21 protein-coding genes are annotated in these 26,282 nt (G+C 75.2%); 10 read left to right on the top strand and 11 right to left on the bottom strand.

What is annotated here, in order from left to right:
- Nucleotides 1-19: 19 nt before the first annotated feature.
- The 3 genes from C892_RS28295 to C892_RS0100285 form a co-directional block, all read right to left on the bottom strand.
- The gene (locus C892_RS28295; RefSeq protein WP_017555520.1) at nt 20-967 is read right to left on the bottom strand and encodes a LysR family transcriptional regulator; all 948 of its coding nucleotides are present in this window, start codon (nt 965-967) and stop codon (nt 20-22) included.
- 75 nt (nt 968-1,042) lie between these two features.
- The gene (locus tag C892_RS0100290; RefSeq protein WP_017555519.1) at nt 1,043-2,044 is read right to left on the bottom strand and encodes a ketopantoate reductase family protein; all 1,002 of its coding nucleotides are present in this window, start codon (nt 2,042-2,044) and stop codon (nt 1,043-1,045) included.
- 125 nt (nt 2,045-2,169) lie between these two features.
- Entirely contained in the window at nt 2,170-3,054 is an 885-nt protein-coding gene (locus tag C892_RS0100285) for a ketopantoate reductase family protein (RefSeq protein WP_017555518.1), read from the bottom strand.
- A 208-nt stretch (nt 3,055-3,262) separates the two neighbouring features.
- Between C892_RS0100285 and C892_RS0100280 the strand changes: the two genes are divergently transcribed.
- The 4 genes from C892_RS0100280 to C892_RS0100260 all read left to right on the top strand — a co-directional run bounded on the left by C892_RS0100280 (nt 3,263) and on the right by C892_RS0100260 (nt 8,631).
- The gene (locus C892_RS0100280; protein ID WP_017555517.1) at nt 3,263-3,790 is read left to right on the top strand and encodes a GNAT family N-acetyltransferase; all 528 of its coding nucleotides are present in this window, start codon (nt 3,263-3,265) and stop codon (nt 3,788-3,790) included.
- Between the two features lie 146 nt (nt 3,791-3,936).
- On the top strand, nt 3,937-4,608 hold the full coding sequence (locus tag C892_RS0100275) for a pyridoxamine 5'-phosphate oxidase family protein (RefSeq protein WP_017537290.1): 672 nt from the start codon (nt 3,937-3,939) through the stop codon (nt 4,606-4,608).
- A gap of 17 nt (nt 4,609-4,625) precedes the next feature.
- Nucleotides 4,626-5,849 carry a coiled-coil domain-containing protein gene (locus tag C892_RS0100270; protein WP_017555516.1) on the top strand — a complete coding sequence of 408 codons (1,224 nt, stop codon included), beginning with the start codon at nt 4,626-4,628 and terminating at the stop codon, nt 5,847-5,849.
- Between the two features lie 748 nt (nt 5,850-6,597).
- Nucleotides 6,598-8,631 carry an FUSC family protein gene (locus C892_RS0100260; protein WP_017555514.1) on the top strand — a complete coding sequence of 678 codons (2,034 nt, stop codon included), beginning with the start codon at nt 6,598-6,600 and terminating at the stop codon, nt 8,629-8,631.
- A gap of 25 nt (nt 8,632-8,656) precedes the next feature.
- Here the strand turns inward: C892_RS0100260 and C892_RS0100255 are convergent, their stop codons facing one another.
- Nucleotides 8,657-9,322 carry a cyclase family protein gene (locus C892_RS0100255; RefSeq protein WP_017537287.1) on the bottom strand — a complete coding sequence of 222 codons (666 nt, stop codon included), beginning with the start codon at nt 9,320-9,322 and terminating at the stop codon, nt 8,657-8,659.
- A 228-nt stretch (nt 9,323-9,550) separates the two neighbouring features.
- On the opposite strand from C892_RS0100255, the gene C892_RS0100250 reads away from it, so the two are divergent.
- The 4 genes from C892_RS0100250 (at nt 9,551) to C892_RS0100235 (ending at nt 15,940) form a co-directional block, all read left to right on the top strand.
- Complete coding sequence (locus C892_RS0100250) at nt 9,551-10,264, top strand: lysophospholipid acyltransferase family protein (protein WP_017555513.1); 714 nt, start codon at nt 9,551-9,553, stop codon at nt 10,262-10,264.
- 167 nt (nt 10,265-10,431) lie between these two features.
- Complete coding sequence (locus tag C892_RS0100245) at nt 10,432-11,001, top strand: hypothetical protein (RefSeq protein ID WP_017537285.1); 570 nt, start codon at nt 10,432-10,434, stop codon at nt 10,999-11,001.
- A gap of 286 nt (nt 11,002-11,287) precedes the next feature.
- Complete coding sequence (locus tag C892_RS0100240) at nt 11,288-12,637, top strand: FAD-dependent oxidoreductase (RefSeq protein ID WP_017537284.1); 1,350 nt, start codon at nt 11,288-11,290, stop codon at nt 12,635-12,637.
- Between the two features lie 210 nt (nt 12,638-12,847).
- Complete coding sequence (locus tag C892_RS0100235; protein WP_026124046.1) at nt 12,848-15,940, top strand: penicillin-binding transpeptidase domain-containing protein; 3,093 nt, start codon at nt 12,848-12,850, stop codon at nt 15,938-15,940.
- Between the two features lie 357 nt (nt 15,941-16,297).
- On the opposite strand, the gene C892_RS0100230 is transcribed toward C892_RS0100235, so the two are convergent.
- Nucleotides 16,298-16,600 carry a DUF3040 domain-containing protein gene (locus tag C892_RS0100230; RefSeq protein ID WP_017537283.1) on the bottom strand — a complete coding sequence of 101 codons (303 nt, stop codon included), beginning with the start codon at nt 16,598-16,600 and terminating at the stop codon, nt 16,298-16,300.
- Between the two features lie 148 nt (nt 16,601-16,748).
- Entirely contained in the window at nt 16,749-18,374 is a 1,626-nt protein-coding gene (locus C892_RS28290) for a glycoside hydrolase family 10-like protein (RefSeq protein WP_017555511.1), read from the bottom strand.
- Between the two features lie 139 nt (nt 18,375-18,513).
- On the opposite strand from C892_RS28290, the gene C892_RS0100220 reads away from it, so the two are divergent.
- Nucleotides 18,514-19,785, top strand: coding sequence for an isochorismate synthase (locus C892_RS0100220; protein ID WP_017555510.1), 1,272 nt, complete (start codon nt 18,514-18,516; stop codon nt 19,783-19,785).
- Nucleotides 19,786-19,807: 22 nt separating this feature from the next.
- Here C892_RS0100220 and C892_RS0100215 read toward each other — a convergent pair whose 3' ends face one another.
- The gene (locus tag C892_RS0100215; protein ID WP_017555509.1) at nt 19,808-20,590 is read right to left on the bottom strand and encodes a cupin domain-containing protein; all 783 of its coding nucleotides are present in this window, start codon (nt 20,588-20,590) and stop codon (nt 19,808-19,810) included.
- Between the two features lie 48 nt (nt 20,591-20,638).
- Nucleotides 20,639-21,241, bottom strand: a complete 603-nt coding sequence (locus C892_RS0100210; protein WP_017555508.1) for a TetR family transcriptional regulator — start codon at nt 21,239-21,241, stop codon at nt 20,639-20,641.
- Between the two features lie 88 nt (nt 21,242-21,329).
- Between C892_RS0100210 and C892_RS0100205 the strand changes: the two genes are divergently transcribed.
- On the top strand, nt 21,330-22,262 hold the full coding sequence (locus C892_RS0100205) for a zinc-binding dehydrogenase (protein WP_017555507.1): 933 nt from the start codon (nt 21,330-21,332) through the stop codon (nt 22,260-22,262).
- A gap of 146 nt (nt 22,263-22,408) precedes the next feature.
- Here the strand turns inward: C892_RS0100205 and menD are convergent, their stop codons facing one another.
- The 3 genes from menD to menB form a co-directional block, all read right to left on the bottom strand.
- Complete coding sequence (gene menD, locus C892_RS0100200; RefSeq protein WP_026124045.1) at nt 22,409-24,079, bottom strand: 2-succinyl-5-enolpyruvyl-6-hydroxy-3-cyclohexene-1-carboxylic-acid synthase; 1,671 nt, start codon at nt 24,077-24,079, stop codon at nt 22,409-22,411.
- A 335-nt stretch (nt 24,080-24,414) separates the two neighbouring features.
- Nucleotides 24,415-25,383, bottom strand: coding sequence for an o-succinylbenzoate synthase (locus C892_RS0100195; protein ID WP_017555505.1), 969 nt, complete (start codon nt 25,381-25,383; stop codon nt 24,415-24,417).
- Between the two features lie 26 nt (nt 25,384-25,409).
- Nucleotides 25,410-26,249, bottom strand: coding sequence for a 1,4-dihydroxy-2-naphthoyl-CoA synthase (menB, locus tag C892_RS0100190; protein WP_026124044.1), 840 nt, complete (start codon nt 26,247-26,249; stop codon nt 25,410-25,412).
- Between the last annotated feature and the right edge of the window lie 33 nt (nt 26,250-26,282).

Raw genomic sequence — 26,282 nt, 5'->3', positions numbered from 1 at the left:
CCTGGGCCTCCTGGGCCGCTCAGCCGCCCGGGGAGCCGGCGTCGACGGTCATCATCGGCCCCACGGCGGGGACCGGGACCTTGCTCGCGGCCTCGCGGATCGCGCCGAGCAGCGGCTCGGGCGAGGCGCCGGCGCGGGTCAGGGCGATGATGTGCCGGCGGGCGGTGTTGCGCACGGTGCGCACCACGACGTTGGGCGAGGCCAGGCCGGTCCACCCCATCCGGGGCATCAGCGCCACCCCCAGGCCCGCCTGGACCAGCGCCATCACGGCGCTGAACTCGTCGACGGTGTGCACGATGCGCGGCTGGAAGCCGGACTGGTTGCAGGCCGCCGTCACGCAGTCGTACCAGGCGGTGCCCGGGGCCGACATGATCCAGTCGGCGTCGGCCAGGTCCGCGGCCAGCTCCAGGTCGGGGCGGGTGGCCAGCGGGTGGTGGTAGGGCAGCACCGCGTCGAAGGGCTCCACCATGATCGGGTCCATCCGGAACTCCGAGGAGCCGCTGTGCGGCAGGTGCACCGAGGACATGGTCACCGCCAGGTCCAGGGCGCCGGTGCTGAGCAGCTCGGTGCTCTCCTCCGGCTCGGCCTGGACGATCTCGAAGCGCCAGCCGGGGTGGGTGCGGCCCAGCGCCGCCACGGCCGGGGCCAGCAGGTCCGAGACGCCGGTGGAGAAGGAGCCCGCGCGGGCCACCCCGGTCCCGCCCTCGGCGTAGGCGGCCAGGTCGGCCTCGGCGCTCTCCATCTCGGCGAAGATCACGTCGGCGTGCTCCAGCAGTACCCGGCCGGCGCCGGTGAGCAGGAACCTGCGCCCGCGCCGCTCCACCAGTGCGGCGCCCGCCTCCTTGGACAGCGCCGCCAGCTGCTGTGAGACGGCGGACGGGGTGACGTTGAGGGCCTCCGCGGTGCCCGCCACGGTGCGGTGCTTGGACAGCGCCTGCAGCAGCTGCAATCGCCGGACGTCGATCATGATCTTTAATCTAGGTGAGACCGGAACGCGTTCCGGCACATTCGGCGGCCGCGGCGCCGTCCGGTGATGAGAGACTCACCGCTCGCCCGCGCCTCCTGCGCTCCGCGCGGCGGCCCGGTTGGCCGCGTCGACGCGTTCGAGGTCGGCGACGATGCGCGCCGTCACCGGGACCTCCACCCCCGCCGCCTCCGCGGCGCGCAGGAGGGCGCCTCCGAGGGCGTCGACCTCCATCGGCCGCCCGGCCTCGCGGTCGCGCAGCATGGACGGCTTGGTCTCGGCGGGGATCGCGTCGGCCGTGCGCACGATGTGGTCCGTGTCCAGGGAGACCCCGCGGCGGGCGGCCACCTTCTCCACCTCGCCCGCCACGGCCAGCAGGTCCGAGCGCCGCTCCCCCGTCCGGGCGCCGCCCATGGGCGACTCGGCGTGCGTGCACACCAGGGCGGTGGGCAAGAGGAAGTGCATCTTCCTCCAGAGCACGTCGTCCTCGGTCCCCCCTGCGCTCATGGACAGTCCGGTGGCCTGGAGCGCCCCGAGGAGCGCCTCGGCACGCGGGCCGGGGGCGGGCTCGGTGGCCATCGCGAAGGCGGCGAAGGGGCTCGACTGCACGATGTGCCCGGGGGCGACCCGGGTCGACTCGACTCTGATGGCCGAGCCGACCACGGTGGACTCGGGGAAGCGCTCCCTCAGGACGGACATGTGCTCGAAGCCGTTGAGCAGCGGGACGATGAGCGCGCCGCGCACATGCTCGGCGGGGATCCGCTCCAGGGCGTCGTCGAGTGCGGTGGCCTTGCAGCCGATGACGAGGACGTCGGCGGCGGATTCCAGGCGCGGGGCCGCAGGGACGCGGACGGTGAAGTCCCCGAAGGCCGAGGAGTCCACGCGCAGTCCGCGCTCGTCGATGCGGCGGGCCGTCGGCTCGGTGGCCACCACCGTCACGTCGTGCCCGTCCCGGTGGAGGAGCCCGGCGAGCAGTCCTCCCACGCCGCCGGGGGCGAGGACCTCGATGCGGCCCGGCCCCTCAGGGGTGGCCCGGGGGCGCTCCCGGTCCTCGGCGGCCGTCCGATCCTGATTCGCCATGGTGGCTCCCTGTGTTGAGACCGGTTCCTGAGCACCGGACCGTCACCGCCGACCCGGCCCTCGTTCTGCCCGAATTACCCCTATCTTCTAAAACCGGCGCCGGACGGGCGCCACCGGCCTCCGCATCACCCCTCCCGGGGGCGCTCAGCGCTCTCCGCCTCCCATGCCTGGAGGTCGGAGACCAGGCGCTCGGTGACGGGCGCCTCCAGCCCTGCGGCCCGTGCGGCGCGGACGAGTGCACCGCCCAGGGCGTCGGTCTCCATCGGGCGCCCGGTCTCCCGGTCGAACAGGAGCGAGGGGCGGGTGTGCGCGGGGCGCTCGGCGATGGTGAGCCGGACCGTGTCCGCATCGACCGCGACACCGCGGGCGGCGGCCACGCGCACCACCTCCTCCAGCACCGCCTCCATGTCGGCGCGCCTCTCCTCGCGCGCGCGGCCGATCGGCATCAGCGCGTGCGCACAGACCAGGGCGGTCGGCAGGAGGAAGGCGTACTTGTCCCACAGGACGCGGTCGCCGCCCTCGACCACCCGGGCCTCGACACCGGCCCGCTCCAGCGCGCCGGCGAGGGCCTGCGCCCCCTCCCCCGCGACCTCCAGGCGGTTGTAGGGGCTGGTGTGCCGGATGACGCCGGGCTCGTCCCGGGAGGCGCCGACGTGGATCGCCGCCGGCAGCACGCGGGAGGCGGGGAAGCGCTCGCGGAGCAGGTCGAGGTGTTCGAAGCCGTTGAGCAGCGGGACGATGAGCGCGCCGCGCACGTGCTCGGCGGGGACGCGCGCCAGCGCATGGCCGAGGCCGGTGCCCTTGGTGGTCACGAAGAGGACGTCGGTGGGCCCGGTGAGCCGCGGCGCCGCGTCCGGCGCGGCGGTGAAGTCGCCGTAGACCGGCGAGGCGATCCGCAGGCCGGAGGCGGCGATCCGGGCCGCGGTCCCCTCGGTGGCCAGGACGCGGGTGCGCTCGCCGCCGCGGGCGAGCAGCCCGGCGAGGAGGCCGCCGACGCCCCCGGGGCCCAAAATCGTAAAATCCTTCAATTCTTCTGCCTTCGACACGTCAGACCGTCCTTTTCTTCGTGTCGGCCACTTGCCCCACGGGGCATGCACGTAGTGTCAGGGACACACCTCAACCCCGCTAAGGATGCGGCCTGTAGCGGGGAGAGGGCGCACCGATGCGGGTGGAACGGGTGGGAAGAAGATGCAAACTTCGCTGGCTGCCAACACGACGATGCCGACCGAGGGCCACATGCGGTTCCGCTACCTGGGCGCCGACGGCGTCGATGAGCTCGCGGAACTGTGGAGCGCGGTGCACGAGCGGCACACCTCCGTCGCACCCGACCTGCACGACGTGATCGCGTCGCTCGGGGCGGAGGAGGCGTGGCGCCGCCGCCGTGCCCAGTACCGGCTCTGGCTCGCCGAGCCCTCGTCGCTGGCGGTGCTCGCCGAGCGCGCCGGCGTGCCGGTCGGGTACGCGATGGTGACCGTCCGGGAGAACCCCCAGGGCAGCTGGGACCGCGGCGAGAGCGTCGCGGTGGTGCAGACCCTGGCGATCCACCCCGAGGCCGAGGGCACCGGCGTGGGGTCGGCCCTGCTCGACGAGATCCGCCTCCAGGTCGCCGCCCAGGGCGTGCGCGACATCGAACTGTCCGCGCTCGCCGGCAGCTCCGAGGACATCCGCTTCTTCGAGCGCGAGGGCTTCCGCCCCTTCGTGACCACGATGGTCTGCCGCATCGGCGGCACCGGGGCGCTGGACTGAGCTCACGGCCCGCAACGTTACGCGGGGGCGCCATCCGCCGGCCGGGCGGGTGGCGCCCCTTTCGTGCGCCTTCACTCCTCTGGGGACGTGTGCTACAACTAAGCACTAGTACATAATTGCTTCCTCGCTAGGACAAAGATGCCCCGATGGACGACACCACCGCCTACGCCCCCACCGCCCGCACCCGGCCCACCCGCAACCGCGACCGTGCGCGCTACGACGCCGCGACCGTGCACGCGATCCTCGACGAGGGGCGCCTGTGCCACCTGGGGTTCGTGGCGGACGGGGCGCCGGTGGTGCTGCCGACCCTCTACGCCCGCGTCGGCGGGGTGCTCTACCTGCACGGCTCCACGGGCGCCCGCGCCATGCGCGCCGCCGACCAGGGCGGCCTGGAGGTGTGCGCGACCGTGACGCTGACCGACGGCCTGGTGCTCGCGCGCTCGGGCATGCACCACTCGATCAACTACCGGTCGGTGGTCGTCCGGGGCACCGCCCGCCGCGTGCGCGAGGAGGCCGAGCTGCGCGCGGCGCTGGACGCGGTCGTCGACGCCGTGGTGCCGGGCCGCTCGGCCGACTGCCGCCCCGCCGACGCCAAGGAGCTGGCGCAGACGGCGGTGCTGCGCCTGGAACTGGACGAGGTGTCGGCCAAGGTGCGCACGGGCGGCGTGTCCGAGGAGCCGGAGGACGCGGACCTGCCGCACTGGGCGGGCGTGGTGCCGGTGCGCGAGGTCGTCGGGGCCCCCGAGCCCGACCCCGGGACCGCGCCCGGGAGCCCGCTCCCGGACTACCTGCGCGCGTTCGCCGCGTCCCGGGGCTGAGCCGTTAGGGTCGTCGGGTGGCCGACGACGCGAACACCTGCAACTTCCCCGGATGCGACCGTCCGGTCCCGCGCAGCACCTCCCCGGGGCGCCCGCCGCAGTACTGCGACCTGCCCGAGCACACCCGCTGGCGCGCATGGAAGGAGCGCCAGCGGATGCAGCAGGAGCAGGAGCGCGCCCTGGAGGCCGCCGAGGGGGCGGACGCCGCCCCCGCCGCGGACCGGACGGCGGACGACGGTGCGCCCGCACGGCCGCCCTCCCCGGCCGCGTCGGCGCCGGCCACGCCGGTGAGCGACGCGCGGCTGCGCGCCGACGACCTGCTCCGCCGGTTCGCGGTCCAGGCCGAGCAGCTGTCCTCGACGCTGGCCTCGGCCACCGACGCCTTCCGCACGATGACCGACCCGGCGAGCGCGGAGGCCCAGGTGGAGGCCGCCCGCCTGGAGTCCGCCCGGCGCGTGGCCGAGGCCGACGCCGCCCGGCTGGAGGCCGAGAACCGCAGGCGCGAGGCCGAACGCGAGCGGGAGCGCGCCGACGAGGCGGCGTCCTCGGCGGTCGCCGCCGCCGGGGCGGCCGAGCGGATGGCCGACACCGCCCTGCACCGGCGCGAGGAGGCCCTGGAGGAGAAGCGGCGGGCCGAGGAGGAGCGCGAGGCCGCCGCGCGCGAACGCGACGCGGCCGTGCACGAGCGCGAGAGCGCCCTGGCCGAGGCCGAGCGCCGGGTGCAGGAGGCCCGCGCGGAGGCCGAGGCGCGCGTGTCGGAGACCGAAGAGCGCGCGGCGGAGCAGGTGGAGCAGGCCCGGCAGGAGGCGGCCGGTGCCGCCGAGGAGCGCGACCGCGCCCAGGAGGCCCTGCGGCGCGCCGAGGAGGACGCGGCCTCCGCGGTCCGGGCGAAGGAGCAGGCGGAGGCCGAGGCCTCTGACGCGCGGCGGCGTTCGGCGTCCCTGGAGCAGGAGGTCGCGGACGAACGGGAGCGCGCGGCCGCGGCGGTCGAGGACCTCAGGACCCGCCTCGACGAGGAGCGCGAGCGCGCGCGGACCGAGCTCCAGGAGCAGCGCAGGGGCGCGAGCGAGGCGTTGTCCGAGGCCAAGCAGGCCGCGGCGGAGCGCTTGGCCGCCATGGAGGACGCTCGTGCCCAGGCCGTTCACCGCGCCGAACGCGCCGAGGCCCAGCTCGACGAGGCCCTTTCCGAACTGCGCCGCCTGCGCGACCCGTCTCGGAGCCCCGCCGCCGAGGAGGCCTGACACCGGGGCAGGGGAGGTAGACCCCCCGGAACTACGGACCTGTTGTCCACCCCGTCCGGCTTTTGAGGGCCCGGACGAGCCGATCGAGGCTCGGAGCCCCGTCGACCCCTTCTGGAGTCGTGTAGACCCGACAACTCAGGCCGTAGGGAGGGCCGGGGACCGGGAAGAGGTCCCGTCCCTCGACACGGATCGTCGGGGAGCCGGGGAAGCACAGGTCCGCCGCCTGCTGTTCTGTCTCCACCTCGATCTCCGCGATCGCCGCGCCTGCGTACCCGGTGCGCTTCAGGGCCGCCCCCAGCCGTCGGCGAGCCGGGCCCCGATTGGGGCATCCGGGGACGTACAACAACTCGGCCTGCATATCCCCATCTTGAGGAGGAGGCCTCCTCAGCGCCAGGGGACGACACACGGGTTCCGACAGGCGCGCGCCGTTCGCGAGTGCGGTCCCGGTCACCTCCGACTGTGGCCTGCCCCCCTGGCCAATGGGACGGGAGCCGCTCAACGAAAGGGCCGCTTCACCTGCGCCGTCGCCCTGGTCGGGGCGCGCCAAGGGCGCCCCGGGCCGCGCCGGCGGGGCGCCGGACTCCCCACGAGGAATCCGGCTGTGAACACCGCTCCAGGGCGTTCGCACACGAACCGCCCCTGAATCGCTTTTACCATTGAGGGCGTGACGGACCAGGGGACCACGGGGAGCGAGACGGCCCGACCTGCATCGGAGGCCGACGGCCCCGACTGGAGTCCCCCGGCGCGCATGCGCGCCCAGGTGTCCGCGCGGCCTCGGCCGCGGATCGACCTCACCGCCCTGTTCGGGTTCGCCTCCGGCGGCTGGGCCTGGACCACCGCGGCCAAGGCCGCGATCGCCATGTCCGCCTCCTTCGCCCTCGCGGCCCTGCTGCTGGGCCCCCAGGTCGGCGCGCTCGCCGCCCTGGGGTCGATGACCGTCCTGTACGAGAAGAACACCCCCTACGCCTACCGGGCCGTGGCGCTGGGCATGGTGGGGCTCGGCTTCGTCGCCGCCGTCGCCGTCGGCTCGCTCGCCTCGCTCAACCTGTACACCTCCGCCCTGGCCATCGGGGCCGTCGCCGGCGTCGCCACCTGGCTCTGCCAGGCGCTGCGGGTGGACAAGCCCGGCCCGCTCTTCTTCGTGCTGGTGTGCGCCATCACCTCGATCGCCCCCGGCGGGCTCGCCGAGGTCCCGCTGCACGCCGGGGTCGCCGCGCTCGGCGCGGCCGTGGGATGGACGGTGTCCATGGCCGGCGCCCCCGTGCGCAGCCGCCACCCGGAGAACCGCGCCGTGGCCGGCGCCTTCCGGCAGCTGGCCGCCCTGCTGCGGGCCGTGGGCACCCCCGAGCTCGACCACGTCCAGCACGAGGCCTCGCTCGCCGTCGCCGAGGCCTGGCGCATCGTCCTGCTGGGCCAGACCCGCGGCTACCGGGACACCGCGCAGGCGGCCCGGCTGCGCGCCCTGCTGCGCTGGGTCTCCGACATCCACCTGGCCGCCACCGACGTGTGCCTGGCGCGCACCGACCCCCTCCCCGAGGAGGCCGCGCGCTTCGCCGACCGGCTCGCCGACGCCGTCGGCAAGCCGGACCGCTGCCCCGCCCCCACCGACCTGGACGAGGTGCGCAAGGGGCTGCGCCCGCGCTCTCTGGAGTCGCGCCTGTACTCGCGCCTCGCGCGCGCGGCGCAGGCCGCCCGCAAGCCCACCCACGAGGACGACAGCCGCGGCCTGGAGCTGTACGACCAGCGCCACCCTCCGCTGCTCAGCCTGATGCGCTCCAGCCTGGACAGGGACTCCCTGGTCCTGCCGACCGCACTGCGCATGGGGATCACCGTGACGCTGGCGGGCATGGCGGCCCTGCTCCTGGGCTTCGACCGCTTCTACTGGGTCTCCATCACCGCCACCGCCGTCCTGCAGGCGGGCAACGTGGTGCTGACGGTCAACCGGGGGATGCAGCGCGCGCTGGGCACCCTGCTCGGCGTGTTCATCGCGCTGGGCATCCTGCTCGTCGACCCGCCCCTGCCGGCGGTCATCGCCCTGGCCGCCCTGTTCCAGGGGCTGACCCAGCTGGTGGTGCAGCGCAACTTCTTCTACGCCAGCATCCTGCTCACCCCCATGGCCCTGCTGCTGGCGCACACGGCCGCCCCCTACCCGGTGGACGAGCTGGCCCAGGCGCGCGTGGTCGACACCGTCCTGGGGGCGGTGGCCGGAATGCTGGGGTCGGTGCTGCTGTGGCGCAAGGCCTCGGCGTCGCGCCTGCCGCAGATGATCGTCGATGTGCTGGACCACACGCGCGCCTCGGTCCTGGCCGTGCTCGACCCCGACGTGCGCATCACCCCCGAGCGGCGCTACGAGCTCAGGCGGGACCTGCGGGCCGCCCTGATCGGCCTGCGCGGCGTCTACGACAGCGCCATCGGGGACGTGCCCCGCGCCACCACCACCCAGCCCCTGTGGCCGGTGGTGGTGGCCACGCAGCGCGCGGGCTACCTGGCCCTGGCCACGCTCGCCCTGGAGAACGCGCCGACCGCCTCGCAGATCACCCTCCAGCGGCTGGACCTGGCGTTCAGCGAGCTGATGGCCGCGATGCGCGAGCGGCGCACCCCGCGCCTGGGCGCGCTGCCCCGGTTGGTGGACTATCCGCGCATCAACATGGAGCTGCGCATGCTCTCGTCCTCGATGCGCACCGCCGTCGCCGAGGACGAGCGCTCGGCCGAGCTGGAGCAGGAGCGGCGCGCCCAGCGCGAGCGGCGCCGCGCGCGCGAGGAGGCCGACGCCGACCTGTAGCGCCTCCTCCCCGCGCGCCGGGGCCTCAGCCGTCCAGGACGGCGAAGGCCCGCACGGGGAAGGTGCCCATGCCGCGCACCTTGGCCGGGACCGCGAAGAAGCGGAAGCCCTGCGAGGGCAGCCGGTTGAGCAGGCACAGGTGCTCCAGCACGGGCACGCCCGCCGCGAGCAGGACCGAGTGGGCCGGGCGCGCCCCGCGGGCGTCCTCGGAGGTGTCGTCCATGTTGACCGAGTCGATTCCCACCAGGCGGGCGCCCCCTTCCGCGAGCAGCCGGGCGCCCTCCTCGGTCAGGAAGGGGTGCTCGGGCGAGCCGTACTTGTCGGTGCGCCAGTGCCGGTCCCAGCCGGTGCGGATGAGCACCGCCCGCCCGCGCACCGGAACGTCGGCGAAGGCCTCGGGGCCCACCTCGCGGCCGGGGGCGTCGACCACCGTGCCGGGGACGTCGGCGACCTTCTCCAGGTCCAGGTCGGCCAGGTCGGCGCCGTCCCGGTAGCGGTGGGCGGGCATGTCGATGTAGGTGCCGGTGTTGGCGACCATCGAGATGCGGGTGATGCTGAACTCGGTGCCGGAGGCGTAGGCGCTCTGCGAGGCATCGAAGGTGACGTGGTCCTCGATCTGGGGACCCGGGAGCCCGGGATAGGTGGTCATCCCGTGCGTGATCTGGTGGCTGACGTCGACGAACCGTCCCATGTACGCCCTCATCTCCCTCGGCGGGTCACAGGTCTAGACCAACACTAGCGCCCGCCGCCGCGCCGCGCCCGGGGATCGCCGCGCCCTCCTGCGGTGCCGCCGCCGGAGGCGGCGGGCGCGCCCGGTGCGCACTCCGCCGGTCGGCGCCGTTAAGGTTCCCTATCGGCGCCGACCGGCTCGGACGCCGCCCCTCCCCCCACCCGCACCGACGAAGAGAGGGACTCCCGAGTGTCGCTGTACGGGGCCGCCAAGGCGGTCATCGCCCCCGCCACACGGACGCTGTGGCCGATCGAGGCCGACGGGGTCGACCACGTTCCCGCACGGGGCCCGGTGATCCTGGCCTCCAACCACCTGTCCAACATCGACCCGCTGTTCATCGGGGTCGCCGTGCCCCGCCCGGTGGTCTTCATCGCCAAGGAGGAGCTGTTCGCCGACGGCAACGCCGCCCAGCGGGCCCTCACCCGCGCGCTGCGCGGCCTGGGGCAGCTCTCGGTGGACCGCAAGCCCGGCCAGAGCGCACAGGAGGCGATGGACAACAGCCTTCAGGTGCTGCGCGAGGGCAACGTGTTCGGCATCTTCCCCGAGGGCACCCGCTCCCCCGACGGCCGCCTCTACCGGGGGCAGACCGGCCTGGCGTGGCTCGCGCTGTCCTCGGGCGCCCCGGTGGTCCCGGTCGCCCTGTACGGCACCGACCGCATCCTGCCGCACGGCCGCACGGTTCCGGTGCTGCGCCGCGTCGGCATGCGCTTCGGGCCGGCGGTGGACCTGTCCCCCTGGCAGGGCGAGGCGGGCCGGGCGCGCTCGCGGCGCGCGGCCACCGACGCGATCATGGCGGCGATCCAGCGCCTGTCCGGCCAGGAGCAGGTCCCGCGCTTCGCGGCCACGGTCAAGGCCGAGATGGAGGAGGAGCGCGCGGACCGGGACGGCACCGGCCGGGGCTGACCCCGGCCCGGACGGGGATTCGCCCGTTCGGCCCCCGCGCCGGCGCCCCCCGGTCTAGAGTTGGCCCCCAGATGACCGGTCCCCTCGCTCTTCCGGTCGCAGCGGACCCGGCCGCGCCGTGCGGTCGGCGCGTCGGTTGCACGCGTGAGCGCGGAGGTGGAACGAAGGTGGCCCGGTTGAGCCGTTCGCTCTTCCCCGTCCTGCCCGAGGACGGCGTGTTCCGGATCTACGGCCGGGGCGCCCGGCCGGACGGCCCCGGCGTCCCCGCCCCGCCGGGCGGGGAGCTGCTCGCCTGCGGCGTCGACCACATGGAGCTGCGCACCCTTCAGGGGCGCGTGCCGGTCGGCGTGACCGTGGAGGAGTGGGACGGCCCGCCCCTGCAGGAGGCGGAGGAGGCCGACGCCTGGGAGGAGCGCGCCCTGGGCTCGCTGGTGCTGCGCGGCCAGGTCGCGGTGCGGGGCGGGATGAACCGCAGCCCCGTGCGGATCCGCCTGGCCGGCGGCGCCCGCCGGTACGCGGCCGAGGTGCGGGCCCGCCACCGGCGCGAGGTCGCCGAGGACTGCGTGCGGCTGCTGCGGCGTCATCCGGACCCGCGCTGCGAGGGGTTCCAGGCGGCGGCGCGTATGCTCGGCGGCCGGGAGGCGTTCCTGATCCGGCTGTGGCCGGTCGCGGCCGCGCCGGAGCAGCGCCCCTCGCCCGCGGCCGCGGTGAGGTACCCCACAGTCGTTTCGGGCTGAGTCCCGCCCCGTCGGCGCGTTCTTTCTCATTGGGCGCCCTTTGCACCTCGGTGACGTGCGCCGACGCCGCCGGCCGCGAAGGCCGTGCCCCGGTCGGCGGACCGGAGAGGGCAATGCCTATCTTGGAGATAGGGTTTATAGGGAACCGGATCCTCCTATAAATTAGGTTAGCCTCGCCTGATTTACCGCGCCCAGGGGGCGTGGACGGCGGCCCGCGCGCCCGGCGGGACCGCGCGACGACCCGGCGCGACGAATGGAGAACTGAGAGATGACGCGACCACTGCGCGTGGGAATCGTGGGGGCGGGCCCCGCGGGGATCTACGCGGCCGACCTGCTCACCAAGGACGAGACCCTGGCCGCGGAGGGCGTCGAGGTCAGCATCGACGTCCTGGACAGGCTCCCCTCCCCCTACGGGCTGGTCCGCTACGGCGTCGCCCCCGACCACCCCCGCATCAAGCAGATCCAGTCCGCGCTGCACAAGATCCTCGACAAGCCGCAGATCCGCTTCCTCGGCAACGTCGGCTACGGGATCGACCTGAAGCTGGAGGACCTGCACCGGCACTACGACGCCGTCATCTTCGCCACCGGCTCCGACCGCGACCGCCCCCTGGACGTCCCCGGTGCGGACCTGCCCGGCAGCCACGGCGCCGCCGACTTCGTCTTCTGGTACGACAGCCACCCCGACGTCTCCCCGCAGTGGCGGGTCGAGGGCACCAGCGTCGCCGTCATCGGCGCCGGGAACGTCGCGGTCGACGTCGCGCGCATCCTGGCCAAGGACGCCGACGACCTGCTGCCCACCGACATCACCGGCAACGTGCACGAGGGCCTGCGGGCCAAGGGCGTCACCGACGTGCACGTGTTCGCCCGGCGCGGCATCGCCCAGGCCAAGTTCACCCCGATGGAGCTGCGCGAGCTGGACAAGCAGCCCGGGGTCGAGGTGATCGTCTACCCCGAGGACTTCGAGATGTGCGAGGCCTCGGTGGCCGCCGCCGAGGAGTCCAACCAGGTCAAGACCAACGTCAAGGTCCTGCAGAACTGGGCCATCCGGGACCCGCGCGGCGAGCCGCGCCGCCTGCACCTGCACTTCCTGCACCGCCCCGCCGAGGTGCTCGGCGAGGACCGCGTCACCGGCCTGCGCACCGAGCGCATGGAGCTGACCGGCGACGGCGGGGTGCGCGGCACCGGCGAGTTCATCGACCACGAGGTCCAGGCCGTCTACCGCGCGGTGGGCTACCTCGGCTCGCCCCTGGCCGACCTGCCCTTCGACGAGGAGCGCGGCGTCGTGCCCAACGAGGGCGGCCGGGTGCTCGACATGGACGAGCGGCACGTCCCCGGCGTCTACGCCACCGGCTGGATCAAGCGCGGCCCGGTCGGCCTGATCGGCCACACCAAGGGCGACGCGCTGGAGACCGTCACCAACCTGGTGGAGGACCGCGCGGCCTTCCCCGAGCCCGAGGCGCCCGAGCCGGAGTCGTTCCTGCGGCTGCTGGAGGAGCGCGGAGTGCCCTACACCACCTTCGAGGGGTGGCGGCGGCTGGAGGCGCACGAGGAGTCCCTGGGTGAGGCCGAGGGCCGCAAGCGCGTCAAGGTGCGCGAGCGCGACGCGATGACCCGGATCGCCCGCGGCGAGGACTGATCCGGGACACTGGGCCCCTCACCGGCCGCTATCGTCGTTCCTGGCTCAGACGTACACGGCGAGGCGATCGGCCGGACCGGATCGCGGGCACGGGCCCCGAGGGCCCGTGCCCGCGCCCGGAGGGACCGCCCGCTCCCCCCTTCGGCGGCGACGCCGAGCCGTGCCCCTGCGCACGCGGGGGCGGTGCACCCCGGGAAGGACGAATCAGGCGTGGACGACAGGTGGACACCGGGAGAGGACGACGACGCGTTCCCCCGGCGCGACCAGGAGAGCGACGGAGGAGCGGCGCCTCCCCCGCCGCCCGCCGGTACTCGGGAGGAGGCGGAGTCCGCCCAGCCCCGCAACCCCTATGTTCTGCCGACGGCACCCTCCGAGCGGAACGAGCAGGGGCCGCCCGGCGTCCCCTCCGGCGCCGAGCGCCCCTACCCGTCGGGGCCGGGTGCCCCCGGCCGGGGCAGCGACGGCGGCATCGACTGGAAGGCGCCGCCGCGCCCGTCCGGCGTCCCCGGTGCAGGTGCCGGTGCCGCCGGGGCCGCCTCCTCCGAGGGCCCCGACGGCGACCCTGGTGGGAGCGACGCCCCGTCCCCTGTGGAGACCGGTCCTCTTCCGCAGACCCATGGCGGCGAGAGCGCCCCCTCCCGTAGTGACTGGGACGCCCCCAGCGACGCGAACGACCCGGTGACGCCGTCTCCGTCCGCGTCCTCGCCCCCTTCCGACCCTCAGGCCTCCTTCTCCCCGCCACCCGGGGCCCCGAGCGGGGGCGACCACCCCGAGCCTCCGACGGACGCGCCTGGCGCCACTGAGAGCCCTCAGGCCTACGACCCGTCCCGAGGGAGGGACGTCCTCGGTGGCGGCTTCTCCGAGGAGGCCCGGCCGCCGTTCGCCGACGGCCCCGGCCGCCAGGACTCCCCCTGGACCGGCGGCGGGGACCTCACCGGTGCCCCGTTCGAGCCCTCCCCGCAGCCCGTCCAGGAGGCCGACACCTCCCTCTCGCGCTTCGCACCCCCGACCGACCCCGAGCCGGGCGCCGCCGAGGTCGGCGACCGCGCTCCTTGGGCCACCTCCGCCTTCCCTCCTCAGGAGTACGGCGCCCCGGCCCCCGACGCCTCCCCCGACTCCACGATGCCCTCCTCGGGCCCGGCGGGCCCGGCGGGCCCTGCGGGCGATACCTTCGGGTGGCAGAGCGCTCCCCGACCCGCAGACGGGGTCTCAGAGCCCTCGGAGACCATCGCCCAGGGATACACGCCGCCCCCCGTCCCCGAGGGCGGGCAGCCGCACGACGCCCACGGCGCGTACGGGGAGGGCCTGTACGGGGACCGCGACCAGGGCGCCTCCACACCGCCCGGCGGGTTCGGCGCCGCGCCGGACGGACGCTCCTACCTGGACGAGTCGTCCAACCCCGCATTCCCGAACGCCGAGCGCTCCCCGTTCCCCGAGTCCGACGAGATCCCCGACGACACGTACGGCGCACAGAGCGCCCCCTACGGCGGGACGCCGGCGGGCGGGGACACCGGGCCCGGCACGCAGACCTTCGCCGTTCCCCCCGGAGTGCCCTCGGACGCCTCCTCCGGGCCCACCCCGTCGGGACCGTCCGATCCCGGCGGCCCCGGCGGCCCCGGCGGCCCCTACGGCCCGTTCGACGAGGACCCCGAGCCGAAGAAGCGCTCCCGCAAAGGCCTGTTCATCGGCATCGGGGCCGCCGTCCTCGCCGTCGTCCTCATCGGCGGCGTCACCGCCTGGTTCGTCCGGGGCAGGCCGGCGGGTCCCGAGGGCACCGCCGACGCCTACGCCGCCGCCTGGGGCGAGCGTGACTACGCGGCCATGGCGGCACAGACCACCGGCGGCGACGCCGAGAAGCTGCTCACCGGCCTCGACGAGAACCTCGGGGTCGAGAAGGCCTCCATCGAGGTGGGCGAGATCAGCGAGGGCGACGGCTCGGCCACCGCCCCGTTCACCGCCACCCTGTCGCTGAGCAGCGCCGGCGACTGGACCTACGAGGGCGAGCTGCCGCTGGTGCGCCAGGACGGGGAGTGGAAGGTCGACTTCACCCCCGACGTGGTGCACCCCGAGCTGTCCGACGGGACGACGCTCATCCGCGCCAACGTGCTGGGCGAACGCGGCCGCATCCTGGCCTCCGACGGCTCGCGCCTGGACACCGAGGACGCCTCCGGCTCGATCAAGATGCTCACCGGGTCGGTCGGGGCGGCCACCGCCGAGGACGTGGAGCGGCTGGGCGCCGGCTACCAGGAGGGCGACCCGGTCGGCCAGGGCGGCATCCAGCAGCAGTACGAGGAGCGCCTGGCGGGCGAGATGTCCACCTCCATCCGCGTCGCCCCGGTCGGCGAGGAGGAGGCGGCGGCCGAGGACCCCGACGCCCCGGTGGTGGCCACCCTGGAGGGCGAGCCCGGCAAGGACGTCACCACCGCCATCGACCCGGCCCTGCAGGACGCCGCGGCCGCGGCGGTCACCACCGAGGGCAAGCCGACCTCGCTGGTGGCGGTGCGCACCACCACCGGCGAGGTGCTGGCGGTCGCCAACAACGCCGCCGGGTTCAACCGCGCCCTGGACGGGCAGTACGCGCCCGGCTCCTCGCTGAAGATCATCACCTACGAGTCGCTGCTGGAGAACGGCATGACGACTTCGGACCCGATGGACTGCCCGAAGGAGGCGCTGGGCTTCAAGAACGCCGGGGACGCCGCCTACGGCGCCCAGACGATGAGCGAGGCCTTCGCCACCTCCTGCAACACCGCCCTGGTCCAGGCGGTGGTGCAGCGGCTCAGCGGCGAGCAGCTGGCGGCCACGGCCGAGGAGTTCGGCATGAACGCCGAGCTCAACGTGGGCATCCCCGCCCGCAAGCCGTCCTTCCCCCAGCCCGACGGCAACGGCCTGCTCGCCGCGCAGAGCATCGGCCAGGGCCAGGTGATCAGCACCCCGCTGCACATGGCCACCGTGCCCGCGGCAATCGCCGACGGGTCCTGGCGCTCCCCGGCGCTGGTGACCGACCCGGCGCTGGAGGACAAGCCCGACCCCAGGCCGATCGCGCACGCCGAGCAGATCCGGCCGATGATGCGCGCGGTCGTCACCGAGGGCACCGCCGAGAGCTCCGGGTTCGAGGGCGAGGTGTACGCCAAGACGGGCTCGGCCGAGTTCGGCACCGCCTCCGGTGAGGACGATGAGCTGGAGACCCACGCGTGGGTGGTCGGCTACAAGGGCGACATCGCCTTCGCCGCGGTGGTCGAGGGCGGCGGAGGCGGCGGCTCGGTCGCCGGCCCCGTGGCCGCCGAGTTCGCCAACACCTTCTGACCCGTCAGGGCCGGGACCGGCCCCACGCGTCGAGACGAGAGGCCGCCCGGGGTGTGCGCCCCGGGCGGCCTCGCCGTTCCCAAGGGTCCCGGACGGCGGGCGGGCTCCCACCCCCACTACCGCTTTACCGGGCGAAGGCCGCCGACGCCCCGCCCTACGGCGCAGATCCGACACCGCCTCGGGCAGGGGCGAGTCACCAGGCTGTACATGTCGGCCGCGAGGACGGCCGGTCCCGTCTCGGAGTCCCCCAGGAACACATCTCAGGAGCCAGGGCGTTCCCGACCGGCAGTGTGACCGGAGGCGGTCCTTCCCGCCCCAGTGGACCGGGGTCGGGCCGCTCCGGCGGGCGGGGCCGGGTCACCGGGCCGAGCCGCCCACGGCGCTGACCACGTCCACGTCCTGCTGCTCCCCGGGGCCCGCCGGGGCCTCGGCCGGGGGTGCGAGCAGGAGCAGTCCCAGCACCATGAGCAGGACCATCGCCGCGACGATCGCGCAGACCAGCCAGGCCCGCCACTTCAGGTCGCCGTCTGCGGGCCGGTCCGACAATCCGGGGTCACCGTCGCCGAACGACTGCAGGCGCCCCGCCAGGACCGGGTCGTCCTCGCTGAGGCGGTGCTCGATCGCGGCCAGGATCCGCTCCTCGTATTCGCGCAGAGCCATGGCGCCACCTTTCGCAACGGCAGGGGGAGCGCCGGACCGCCCCGGTGATACGGCGGCCCCGCCCCCGGTACCCGCTTTTCTATCCGGGAGCGGGTCCGCTGTCATCCGGTTCGGGGAATTCCCTCCTGACCGCGGGGTGCGGTCCTGCTCACCCCGTCGGGGCGGCGACCGCCTCGCCCTCGCCCGGCGCGCCTTCGGTGCGGTACCGGTCCAGGGCGGTCACGAAGTAGCGCAGCCCCTCATCGCCGCCCCCGGAGCCGTCCTCGGCGGCACCGGCGGCGGCATCGGTGAACGAGGGCCCGTCCCCCGCCCCCACGACGCCCACCAGGTTGTCGCGGCCGGCCAGCGCGCACGGGTCGTCGGCCCCGTCCCCCGCCACCCGGTACACGGCGTAGGAGCGCGCCCCCTCGACCGGGTCCCACGACAACCGGACGCCGCCGTCCCCGGTGCGCTCGGCCCCCAGCCCCCCGACCGGGTCGGGGCGCCCCTCACCGCCCTCGGCCCGGGGCGGCAGCGCCGGCAGGGCGTAGTGGTCCTCGGACAGCCGCTCCATCGCCCCCTGGGCCCGGCCCCGCAGGTCCTGCATGGAGAAGAACACGTCGCCGCCCACCTCGGGCAGCCCACCGCTGAAGTCGAGCTGGCGGGCGAGCGCACCGTCGCCCTCCCAGGCCTTCTCGCCGTCCTCGCCGACGCGGTAGGCGGCCTGGCCGATGTACAGGTCCACGCCCGTGCCCCGCACCTCCTCGGCCCACCAGGGCGCCAGCACCTCGTAGTCGGCGGCGGAGAACCCGCGCTCCCAGTACAGCTGGGGCACGAGGTAGTCCACGCTGCCCTGCTCGATCCAGGCCCGGGTGTCGGCGTACTGGGCCGAGTAGGACTCCAGGCCCTCGGTGTCGGAGCCGCCCGGGCCGCTGTCGGCGTTGCGGTAGATGCCGAAGGGGCTCACCCCGAACCGGACCCACGGCTCGGACTCCTCGATGGCCGCGTGCACGTCCGCCATCAGCGCGTCGACGTTGGAGCGCCGCCAGTCGTCGCGGTCCCCTCCGTCGCCGTACTCCTCCCAGCTCGCGTCGTCGTCGAACTCCTCGCCGCCGGCCGGGTAGGGGTAGAAGTAGTCGTCGAAGTGCACCCCGTCCACGTCGTAGCGGTCCACGACGTCCATGACGACGCCGGTGACCCATTCGCGCACCTCGGGCAGCCCGGGGTCGAGCCAGCCCTGGTCGTCGTACTCCACCAGCCAGTCGGGGTGCTCGACGGCCGGGTGGTCCCCGCTCAGCCCGTCGAGGTCGGGGTCCTTCCAGCCGACGCGGTAGGGGTTGAACCAGGCGTGCAGCTCCAGCCCGCGCGCGTGCGCCTCCCGGACGGCGAACTCCAGGGGGTCGTAGCCCGGGTCGCCCCCCTGCTCGCCGGTCAGGTAGCGCGCCCAGGGCTCCTTGTCCGAGGCGTAGACGGCGTCGGCGGTGGGCCGGGCGTGGAAGAAGACCGCGTTGAGGCCCAGTTCCGCGGCGTCGTCGAGCTGCGCGCGCAGCTCCTCCTTCTGCTCCTCGGCCTCCAGCCCCGGCTCGGAGGGCCAGTCGATGTTGCGGACCGTGGTCAGCCACACCCCGCGCATCTGCCGCTTGGGCAGATCGGCCGCGGCCTCGCACTCGGCGGGGATCGGCCGGGCGTCGGCGCCGGCCTCCGCGGGCCCCGCGTCCTCGGGAGGCGTCCCCGTGCACGCCGCCAGCACCGGCAGCGCCGCGGCCGTCGCCGCCCAGCGCAACAGCCTCCGCATGTCCCCCGTGCCCGCCTTTCCCCGCGTTCCGCCGATTCCACCGATTCCCGGGACAGCCTAGCGGCGCCTCCGTCACACCCGTCCCCGGATCCGCGCAGATGGGCACGCCCTCTCCGCCGACTCCCTAGACTCGAATGTCGTGAGTGTCGCCTTTGCATCCCCGTCACGCCTGGTCGTCCGCACCGTCGAGCTGCGCGACCGGCGTTCCCTGCTGTCCCACCTGCCCCCCGCCGCGCCCCTGTGCTGGCTCCGAGGCGGCGAGGGGCTGGTCGCCTGGGGCGAGGCGGCCCGCGTGGAGCCGCCCGCCGAGGCCGGGCCGCACGGGGCGGACCGCTTCGGCGGGGCCGCCGAGGCGGTGCGGGAGCTGTTCTCCGGGGCCGAGGTCGACGACGCGATCGACCTGCCGGGGACCGGACCGGTCGCCTTCGGGTCCTTCACCTTCGATGCGCGCTCGCCGGGATCGGTGCTGGTCGTGCCCAGCGTGGTGGCCGGGCGCCGGGACGGGCGCACCTGGCTGACCACCATCGGCGCGCACCGGCCGGGCGGCCACCCCGGCGCGCTCACCGCACCGGGGGCGCCGCTGCGCCCGGTGGGGCCGCTGACCTGGGGCCCGGGCTCGCGCACGGCCGAGGAGTGGTGCGGCTCGGTGGGCGCGGCGGTGGAGCGCATCCGGGCCGGCGGCCTGGCCAAGGCGGTGCTGGCGCGCGACGCGCTCGCCGACGCCGAGCGCGGCATCGACGTGCGCACCCTGCTGGGGCGGCTCGCGGCCGCCCACCCCGACTGCTACACCTTCGCGGTCGACGGCCTGGTGGGCGCCACCCCCGAGCTGCTCCTGCGCCGCGCGGGCGACCGGGTGGAGTCGCTGGTGCTGGCGGGGACCCGCCCCCGGGGCGCCACCGCCGCCGAGGACGCCGAACTCGCCCGGGACCTGCTCTCCTCGGCCAAGGACGCCGAGGAGCACCGCTATGCGATCGACTCGCTGCGCGCGGCGCTGGACCCGCTGGCCGAGGAGGTCTCGGCGCCGTCGTCGCCCGAGCTGCTGCGGCTGGCCAACGTGCAGCACCTGGCCTCGCCGGCCTCGGCCCGGCTGCGCGCGGGGGTCTCGACGCTGGACGCGGTGGGCGCCCTGCACCCCACGGCGGCGGTGGGCGGCACCCCCACCCGGGCGGCGGTGGAGCTCATCGCCGAGCTGGAGGGGATGGACCGCGGGCGCTACGCGGGCCCGGTGGGGTGGGTCGACGGCCAGGGGCGCGGCGAGTGGGCGATCGCGCTGCGCTGCGCACAGGTGTCGGGGTCGCGGGCGCGCCTGTTCGCGGGCTGCGGCATCGTGGCCGACTCCGACCCGCGCTCCGAGCTGGCCGAGGCCGACTCCAAGTTCCGCGTCATGCGCGAGGCCCTGACCGACGGCTGAAGGGGCCCGCGCCCGGCGGCGCTCACTCCCGCAGGGCCTCGAAGTCCGCGAACTCGAACCCCGGGGCGACGATGCAGGTCACCAGCGCCTCCTCGCCCACCAGCGGGCGCGCCGCCTGCCAGGTGCCGGCCGGGACCAGCAGCTGGAGCCGCTCCCCGGCCTCGACGTAGGGCCCCAGCACCTGCGGGCGCTCCTCCTGCGGCTCGTCCCCGGTCCCGCCCAGCAGCATCCGCAGCGGCCCGCCCCGGTTGAACACCCACAGCTCGTCCGAGCGGACCCGGTGCCAGCGCGACTCCTCGCCCGGGCAGAGCAGGAAGTGGATGGCGCTGGCCGCGTCGCGCGGCCCCGGGTAGCCCTCCGGCTCGGTGCGCACCGGGGCGCGCCACGTCTGGCGGTACCAGCCGCCCTCCGGGTGCGGCAGCAGGTCCAGCGCCTCCGCGGTGGGGCTGCGCCGGTCGACGCCGGTGAAGCCGCCCCACGGGTCGCGGCGCAGGTAGCGCACCCCCACCACGGCGCGGCGCGGGATCGGGCCGTACACGTGGGGGAAGCGCGCGTCCGGGCCGACCCCCGGGGGCGGCGCCGGCGCGGGCGCCTCCCAGCGCACCTCCGCGTCCACCATCCCGCTGTCCACGACCAGGGCCACCATCTGCTCGTCGGTCCCCCGGTAGAAGGCGTCGGCCACCGCCAGGAGCGTGGCCTCGTCCGGGGAGGCGTGCACGAACCCCTCGGTGTCCAGGGATTCGGCGGTGATGTCGCCCCCCTCCTGCCACCGCGCGTGCTCGGTCATGTGGAGGATGTAGGCCATGGGGGCGACGGTACCAGCGCCGTGACCGGCGACACCCTGTGCCCCGCCCTACGCCTCCAGGTGCAGGGCGGCGTCCATGCCGGCGAAGGCGCGGCGGACGTGCCCGGGCAGCTCTCCTGGCTCGCAGGCCGGCAGCCACTCGTCCAGGGCGCTCCTCCACGCCGCCACGCAGAACTCGACCAGCAGCCGCAGCTCCAGGCCGTCCGGCGCGTCGAGCCGCCTCCGGAACTCCGTCTGCACCTCGGCGCAGTGGTGCAGCGAGTGGCCCTCGAGCGCCGGGGACTCGGCGGTCAGCCGGAGGGTGGTGCGGAACCGGCGGTTCCAGTCCTCGTCCATCCGCGACAGCGCGGCCAGCAGTGTGTCGCGGAAGACGTCGCGCAGCGGTCCGGTCCTCGGCCCCTCGGCCTCGTCCAGGACCTCCAGGAAGACGCTCCACAGCTCCTTGGCGGCGGTGAGGGCCACGTCCTCCTTGGAGCGGTAGTAGCGGAAGAAGGTGCGCCGCGACACCTCGACGGCCTCGAGCAGTTCGTCGAGCGGGGTCGCGTCGAATCCGCGCTCGCCGAACAGCGTCACGGCGGTGTCCGCCAGCGCCTGGCGGGTGCGGACCTTCTTGCGTTCGCGCAGCGAGGCGGGCGGGTCGGAGGGCGTCATCGGAGCCAGTGTAGCGCGGCCGCCGAAACGTGGCGTATGCTCCGGAAGCGCAAATGCCACTCTGTGGCACTTTTCGTGAAGGAGCGACATGCGCGCACTCGTCATCGACCACGCCGCCCCCACCCGCCTGGCCATGGCCGAGGTGCCCGACCCGGTCCCCGAGCGGGACGAGGCCCTGGTGCGGGTCGAGGCCGTCTCCCTCAACTACGGGGAGGTCGCCGACGCCGCCCGGGGTGAGGCGCCGGACGGGACGGTCATCGGCTGGGACGCGGCAGGGGTGGTGGTCCGCCCCGCCGCCGACGGGTCGGGGCCGCCGGAGGGCGCCCGCGTCGTCACCCTCGGCCATGCGGGGTGGGCCCGGCTCCGGGCGGTGCCGGCGTCCATGCTCGGCACCGTGCCCGACGGCGCCGACCCGGGGGCCGCCGCCGCCCTCCCGGTCGCGGGACTCACCGCCCTGCACGTGCTGCGGCGCCTGGGGCAGCTGGTGGGCCGCCGGGTCATGGTCACCGGCGCGACCGGCGGCGTCGGACGGTTCGCCGTCCAGCTCGCCGCGCGCGCCGGGGCCCAGGTGGTGGCGATCAGCAGGGACCCGGCATCCGCTGAGGTCCTGCGAGCGCTCGGCGCCGACGAGGTCCGCTCCGACGCCGCGGACGTCCGGGAACCGGTCGCCGGGGTGGTCGACAACGTCGGCGGGCCCGCCCTGGTGAGCGCCTTCGCCGCCCTGGAGGCCGGCGGGACGCTGGTCAACGTGGGCCGCTCCTCGGAGGCGGCCGCGGTCCTGCCCACCGACGCGCTCAACGCCTACGGCGGCCGCCACGACCGGTCGATCCGCACGTTCTACCTGCTGGGCGAGCCCGTCCCGGACTTCTCCGGCGACCTGTCCTGGCTCGCCGCCGAGGTCGCCTCGGGCCGCCTGGACCCGGGCATCGTCCGGCGGGACCCGTGGACCCGCCACGAGGAGGCCGCCCGCGCACTGCTCGAAGGCCGCCTGCGCGGCAAGGCCGTGCTCGACGTGGACTGAGGCACCGCGGAACACGGCCGACGGAAACGACCCCACGAACCCCTAGGCGGCCGTCGCCGGTCGTGTCGGGCTGTGGTGGGAACGGATCCCGACCACTGCAGGGAGCACCCTGCCGCCCCGGGGGCACCTCAGGCGCCCGGGGCGGGTCATCCCTCCAGGGCCCGGTCCACGGCCTGTTGGATGCGGGCGCGCAGCGCCGCCGCGTCGGACCGGCCGGTGCGCACCTCGATCAGCCGCAGCCCCTCGCCGAGCAGCGCCTTGGGCAGGTCGCTCGCCCACTCCAGGCGCGTGTAGCCGACGTCGGCCATGGCCGCCACCCGTTCCATCGACACCCCGTGCGGCGTGCCGAAGACCCTCTCGAAGTCCGGGTGCCCCGCCTGCTCGAGGCCGGAGAAGATGCCGCCGCCGTCGTTGTTGACCACCATCACCGCCAGGTCCGGCCTGGGCTCGCCCGGACCGATGACCAGGCCGTTCTGGTCGTGCAGCACCGCGAGGTCCCCCAGCAGGGCGAAGGCGCCCCCGCCGCCGTCGGCCTGGTGGGCCAGGGCCGCGCCCACCGCCGTGGAGACCGTGCCGTCGATGCCGCTCACCCCGCGGTTGCCGATGATGCGCGCCCCGCAGCGGGAGGCCATCGCGGCGTCCAGGTCGCGGATCGGCATGCTCGACCCGGCGAACAGCAGTGACCCGTTCGGCAGCTGCGCGGCCAGGTCCCGGGCCAGCCGGGGCTCGCTGAGCGCCTCCTCGGCGTCGAGCACCCCGTCCACGGCCGCGCGCGCCGCCGCCTCGGCCCGCCTCCAGGACGCGGCCCAGGCGGTGTCCGGGTCGGCGCCCTCGGGCGCCGCGAGCGCCGGCACCACCTGGCAGGCGGTCCGCACCGGATCGGCGAAATGGCGCGGGTCGCCCACCGCGATGTGCCGCCGCGCACTGCGCAGATAGGACAGGAGCTGCCGGGACAGGCCCGGGCGCCCCACGCTGACCACCAGGTCGGGCACGTGCTCACGCGCGAAGGCGGGGTTGGCCAGCAGCTCCCGGTAGGCGGAGGCCGCCTCGGCGCGGCGCGCGTTGGAGGTGGGCTCGGCCAGCAGCGGCCACCCCGTGCGCGCCGACAGCGCCAGGAAGGGCACCGGGTCGTAGTCGCCGTCGCCGCAGACGATCCCCCCCCGCTCCACGGCGGGGGCCCGCACCGGCTCGGGCGCGCCCGGCACGGCGGGCCCGGTGAACCACGGCGCGTCCTCGGCGCGCCCGTCCAGCGGCTCGGGCCACTCCGGGGCGTCCGGCCACTGGTCCGGCACGAGCGGCTCGCGGAAGGCCAGGTTGAGGTGGGCCGGCCCGGGGTGGTCGGGGCCGGTGGCCGCCCAGGCGCGGCACGCCAGCGACCGCCAGTAGGCGACCATGCCCGGCACCGGCTCGGGCACCCCGGCCTCGGCGAAGAAGCGCACGGCGGGGCCGTAGAGGCGGATCTGGTCCACCGTCTGGTTGGCGCCGGTGGCGCGCAGCTCGGGCGGCCGGTCGGCGGTCAGGACCAGCAGCGGCACCCCGGCGTGGTCGGCCTCCATCACGGCCGGGTGGAAGTTGGCAGCCGCCGTGCCCGAGGTGCACACCAGCGCGACCGCGCGGCGCGAGGCGCGCGCCAGGCCCAGCGCGCAGAACGCCGCCGACCGCTCGTCGATGCGCACGTGGACGCGCACGCCGGGGTGGGCGACCAGGGCCAGCGCCAAGGGGGTCGAGCGCGACCCCGGGGCGACGACCGCCTCGGCCAGCCCGCAGCGGGCGAGCTCATCGACGAGGACCCGCGCCATCGCGGTCGAAGGATTCATGCAGAACAGCTCTCACGTAGTCGTCTTCAGGACAGTACCGGCGGAACCTCCGCCGAACCCCCTATCGGGTGCAACGGCCCACCGCCGCCGCATGGTCCCCCCGCGGGTGCGAAACTCCCCACTTTCCCGGCCCCGGGACCGGGCCGAAAGGAATGGCGACGGATCGCTCGCGACCTGAGAACAGCCCTCAGGGCCGTGCGGTGCGAACCCCACCGCCCCTGTCTGCCACCGCCCAAGGGCCCCGGGAGTCCGGTCCGCGCCCGGTTCCCCGCCTCCCTGAACGGACGGTGCGCCGGCGCACCGGAGGTGCGGGCGTGCCAACGCCTGTTCCCCGCTCAGGCGGCGCCACACCCCCGCGCCGCCGCACGGGCGGCCGACATCCGGTCCCTCCAGCCCTCAGGAGCGATCTCCACCGCCTCCAGCAGACGCGGGTCCACCTCCGGCCGACGCACCGGAAGCACCCCGCCGACCGGGAGCATCGGCTCGGCGCACACGTCGGACCGGAGCAGCTGCACCGTCGCCAGGCCGCAGGCATAGGGCAGCTCCGGCAGCGCGGCGGCCAGGGCCACCCCCGCGGCGATGCCCACCGACGTCTCCACCGCGCTGGAGACCACCACGGGCAGCCCGCACGCCTCGGCCACCCGCAGAGCGGGGCGCACTCCGCCCAGCGGCTGGACCTTCAGCACCACGATGTCGGCGGCCTCGGCGGCCCGGACCCGCATCGGGTCCTCGGCCTTGCGGATCGACTCGTCGGCCGCCACGGGGACCCCCGAGCGGCGCCGCACCCGCGCCAGTTCCTCCAGCGACGGGCACGGCTGTTCGGCGTACTCCAGCTCGAACCGGTCCAGCGCGCGCAGCATCCGCACGGCGGTGTCGGCGTCCCAGCCGCCGTTGGCGTCCACCCGGATCCGGCCCGAAGGGCCCAGCGCGTCGCGCACCGCCTCCACACGCTCCAGGTCCTCGGCGGGGTCCTGGCCGCGCTCGGCCACCTTGACCTTGGCGGTGCGGCAGCCGCCGGCGGCCACGATGCGCGCCGCCTCCTGCGGCCCCACCGCCGGGACCGTGACGTTCACCGGAACGCCGTCGCGCACCGGCTCGGGCCAGCCCTCCTCGGCCGCCTCGCGGCACGCGGCCCACCACCGGGCGCACTCGGCGGGCCCGTACTCGGCGAAGGGCGAGAACTCGCCCCACCCCGCCGGCCCGCGCACGACAAGGCCCTCCCGGGCCCGCACGCCGCGAAAGCGCGTCCTCATCGGGATCGAGAACGCCCGCCCCGCCGCGTCACGCTCGGCCGTCCCGGCCATCGCGGCCCCCTCCCCCTCGGCCCGGCTCAGGGGCGGCGGGGGAAGCGGTCGAACTCCGGCCGCCGCTTCTCCTTGAAGGCGTCCCGCCCCTCCTGGGCCTCCTCGCTCATGTAGTAGAGCATGGTGGCGTCACCGGCGAACTGCTGCATGCCCGCCGCGCCGTCGCTGACCGCGTTGATCGCGCCCTTGACCATGCGCAGCGCCAGCGGGGACTTCTCCAGCATCTCCCGGGCCCAGGCCACGGTCTCCTCCTCCAGGCGCTCCAGCGGCACCACGGTGTTGACCAGGCCCATGTCCTGGGCCTCCTCCGCGGTGTACTGGCGGCACAGGTACCAGATCTCGCGGGCCTTCTTCAGCCCCACGGTCTGGGCCAGCAGCCAGGAGCCGTACCCGCCGTCGAACGAGCCGACCTTCGGTCCGGTCTGGCCGAACCGCGCGTTGTCGGCGGCGATGGTCAGGTCGCAGCACACGTGCAGCACGTGGCCGCCGCCGATCGCCCAGCCGGCGACCATGGCGACCACCGGCTTGGGCATCCGGCGGATCTGCACCTGCAGGTCGAGCACGTTCAGCCGGCCGATCCCCTGGCGGGCCACCGTGTCGTCGCCCATGTAGCCGTCCTCGCCGCGGATCTTCTGGTCCCCGCCGGAGCAGAAGGCCTTGTCGCCGGCGCCGGTGAGGATGACCACGCCGACCCCGGAGTCGTCGCGGGCGACGTTGAAGGCGTCCTGCAGCTCGAACAGCGTCTGGGGGCGGAAGGCGTTGTGCACCTCCGGCCGGTTGATCGTGATCTTGGCGATGCCCTCGGCGGTCTCGTAGATGATGTCGGAGTACTCACCCGACCGCTGCCACTTCACGCCACTCACGATGTCGTCATCTCCTCTAGCCAGACGTCGGCCATT

This window comes from Nocardiopsis baichengensis YIM 90130 (genome assembly GCF_000341205.1).
In the GTDB taxonomy this organism is placed as follows: Bacteria; Actinomycetota; Actinomycetes; order Streptosporangiales; family Streptosporangiaceae; genus Nocardiopsis_A; species Nocardiopsis_A halophila.
This window is presented reverse-complemented; position numbering and strand designations above follow the sequence as displayed.

What these genes read in the sequence shown, in the direction of transcription:
- C892_RS0100290 (WP_017555519.1), bottom strand. Translation starts at nt 2,044, where the DNA reads ATGGCGAATCAGGATCGGACGGCCGCCGAGGACCGGGAGCGCCCCCGG.
- C892_RS0100280 (WP_017555517.1), top strand. Translation starts at nt 3,263, where the DNA reads ATGCCGACCGAGGGCCACATGCGGTTCCGCTACCTGGGCGCCGACGGC.
- C892_RS28290 (WP_017555511.1), bottom strand. Translation starts at nt 18,374, where the DNA reads ATGCGGAGGCTGTTGCGCTGGGCGGCGACGGCCGCGGCGCTGCCGGTG.
- C892_RS0100215 (WP_017555509.1), bottom strand. Translation starts at nt 20,590, where the DNA reads ATGGCCTACATCCTCCACATGACCGAGCACGCGCGGTGGCAGGAGGGG.
- C892_RS0100210 (WP_017555508.1), bottom strand. Translation starts at nt 21,241, where the DNA reads ATGACGCCCTCCGACCCGCCCGCCTCGCTGCGCGAACGCAAGAAGGTC.
- menD (WP_026124045.1), bottom strand. Translation starts at nt 24,079, where the DNA reads ATGAATCCTTCGACCGCGATGGCGCGGGTCCTCGTCGATGAGCTCGCC.
- C892_RS0100255 (WP_017537287.1), bottom strand. Translation starts at nt 9,322, where the DNA reads ATGGGACGGTTCGTCGACGTCAGCCACCAGATCACGCACGGGATGACC.
- C892_RS0100260 (WP_017555514.1), top strand. Translation starts at nt 6,598, where the DNA reads ATGCGCGCCCAGGTGTCCGCGCGGCCTCGGCCGCGGATCGACCTCACC.
- C892_RS0100230 (WP_017537283.1), bottom strand. Translation starts at nt 16,600, where the DNA reads ATGGCTCTGCGCGAATACGAGGAGCGGATCCTGGCCGCGATCGAGCAC.
- C892_RS0100205 (WP_017555507.1), top strand. Translation starts at nt 21,330, where the DNA reads ATGCGCGCACTCGTCATCGACCACGCCGCCCCCACCCGCCTGGCCATG.
- C892_RS0100275 (WP_017537290.1), top strand. Translation starts at nt 3,937, where the DNA reads ATGGACGACACCACCGCCTACGCCCCCACCGCCCGCACCCGGCCCACC.
- C892_RS0100195 (WP_017555505.1), bottom strand. Translation starts at nt 25,383, where the DNA reads ATGGCCGGGACGGCCGAGCGTGACGCGGCGGGGCGGGCGTTCTCGATC.
- C892_RS28295 (WP_017555520.1), bottom strand. Translation starts at nt 967, where the DNA reads ATGATCGACGTCCGGCGATTGCAGCTGCTGCAGGCGCTGTCCAAGCAC.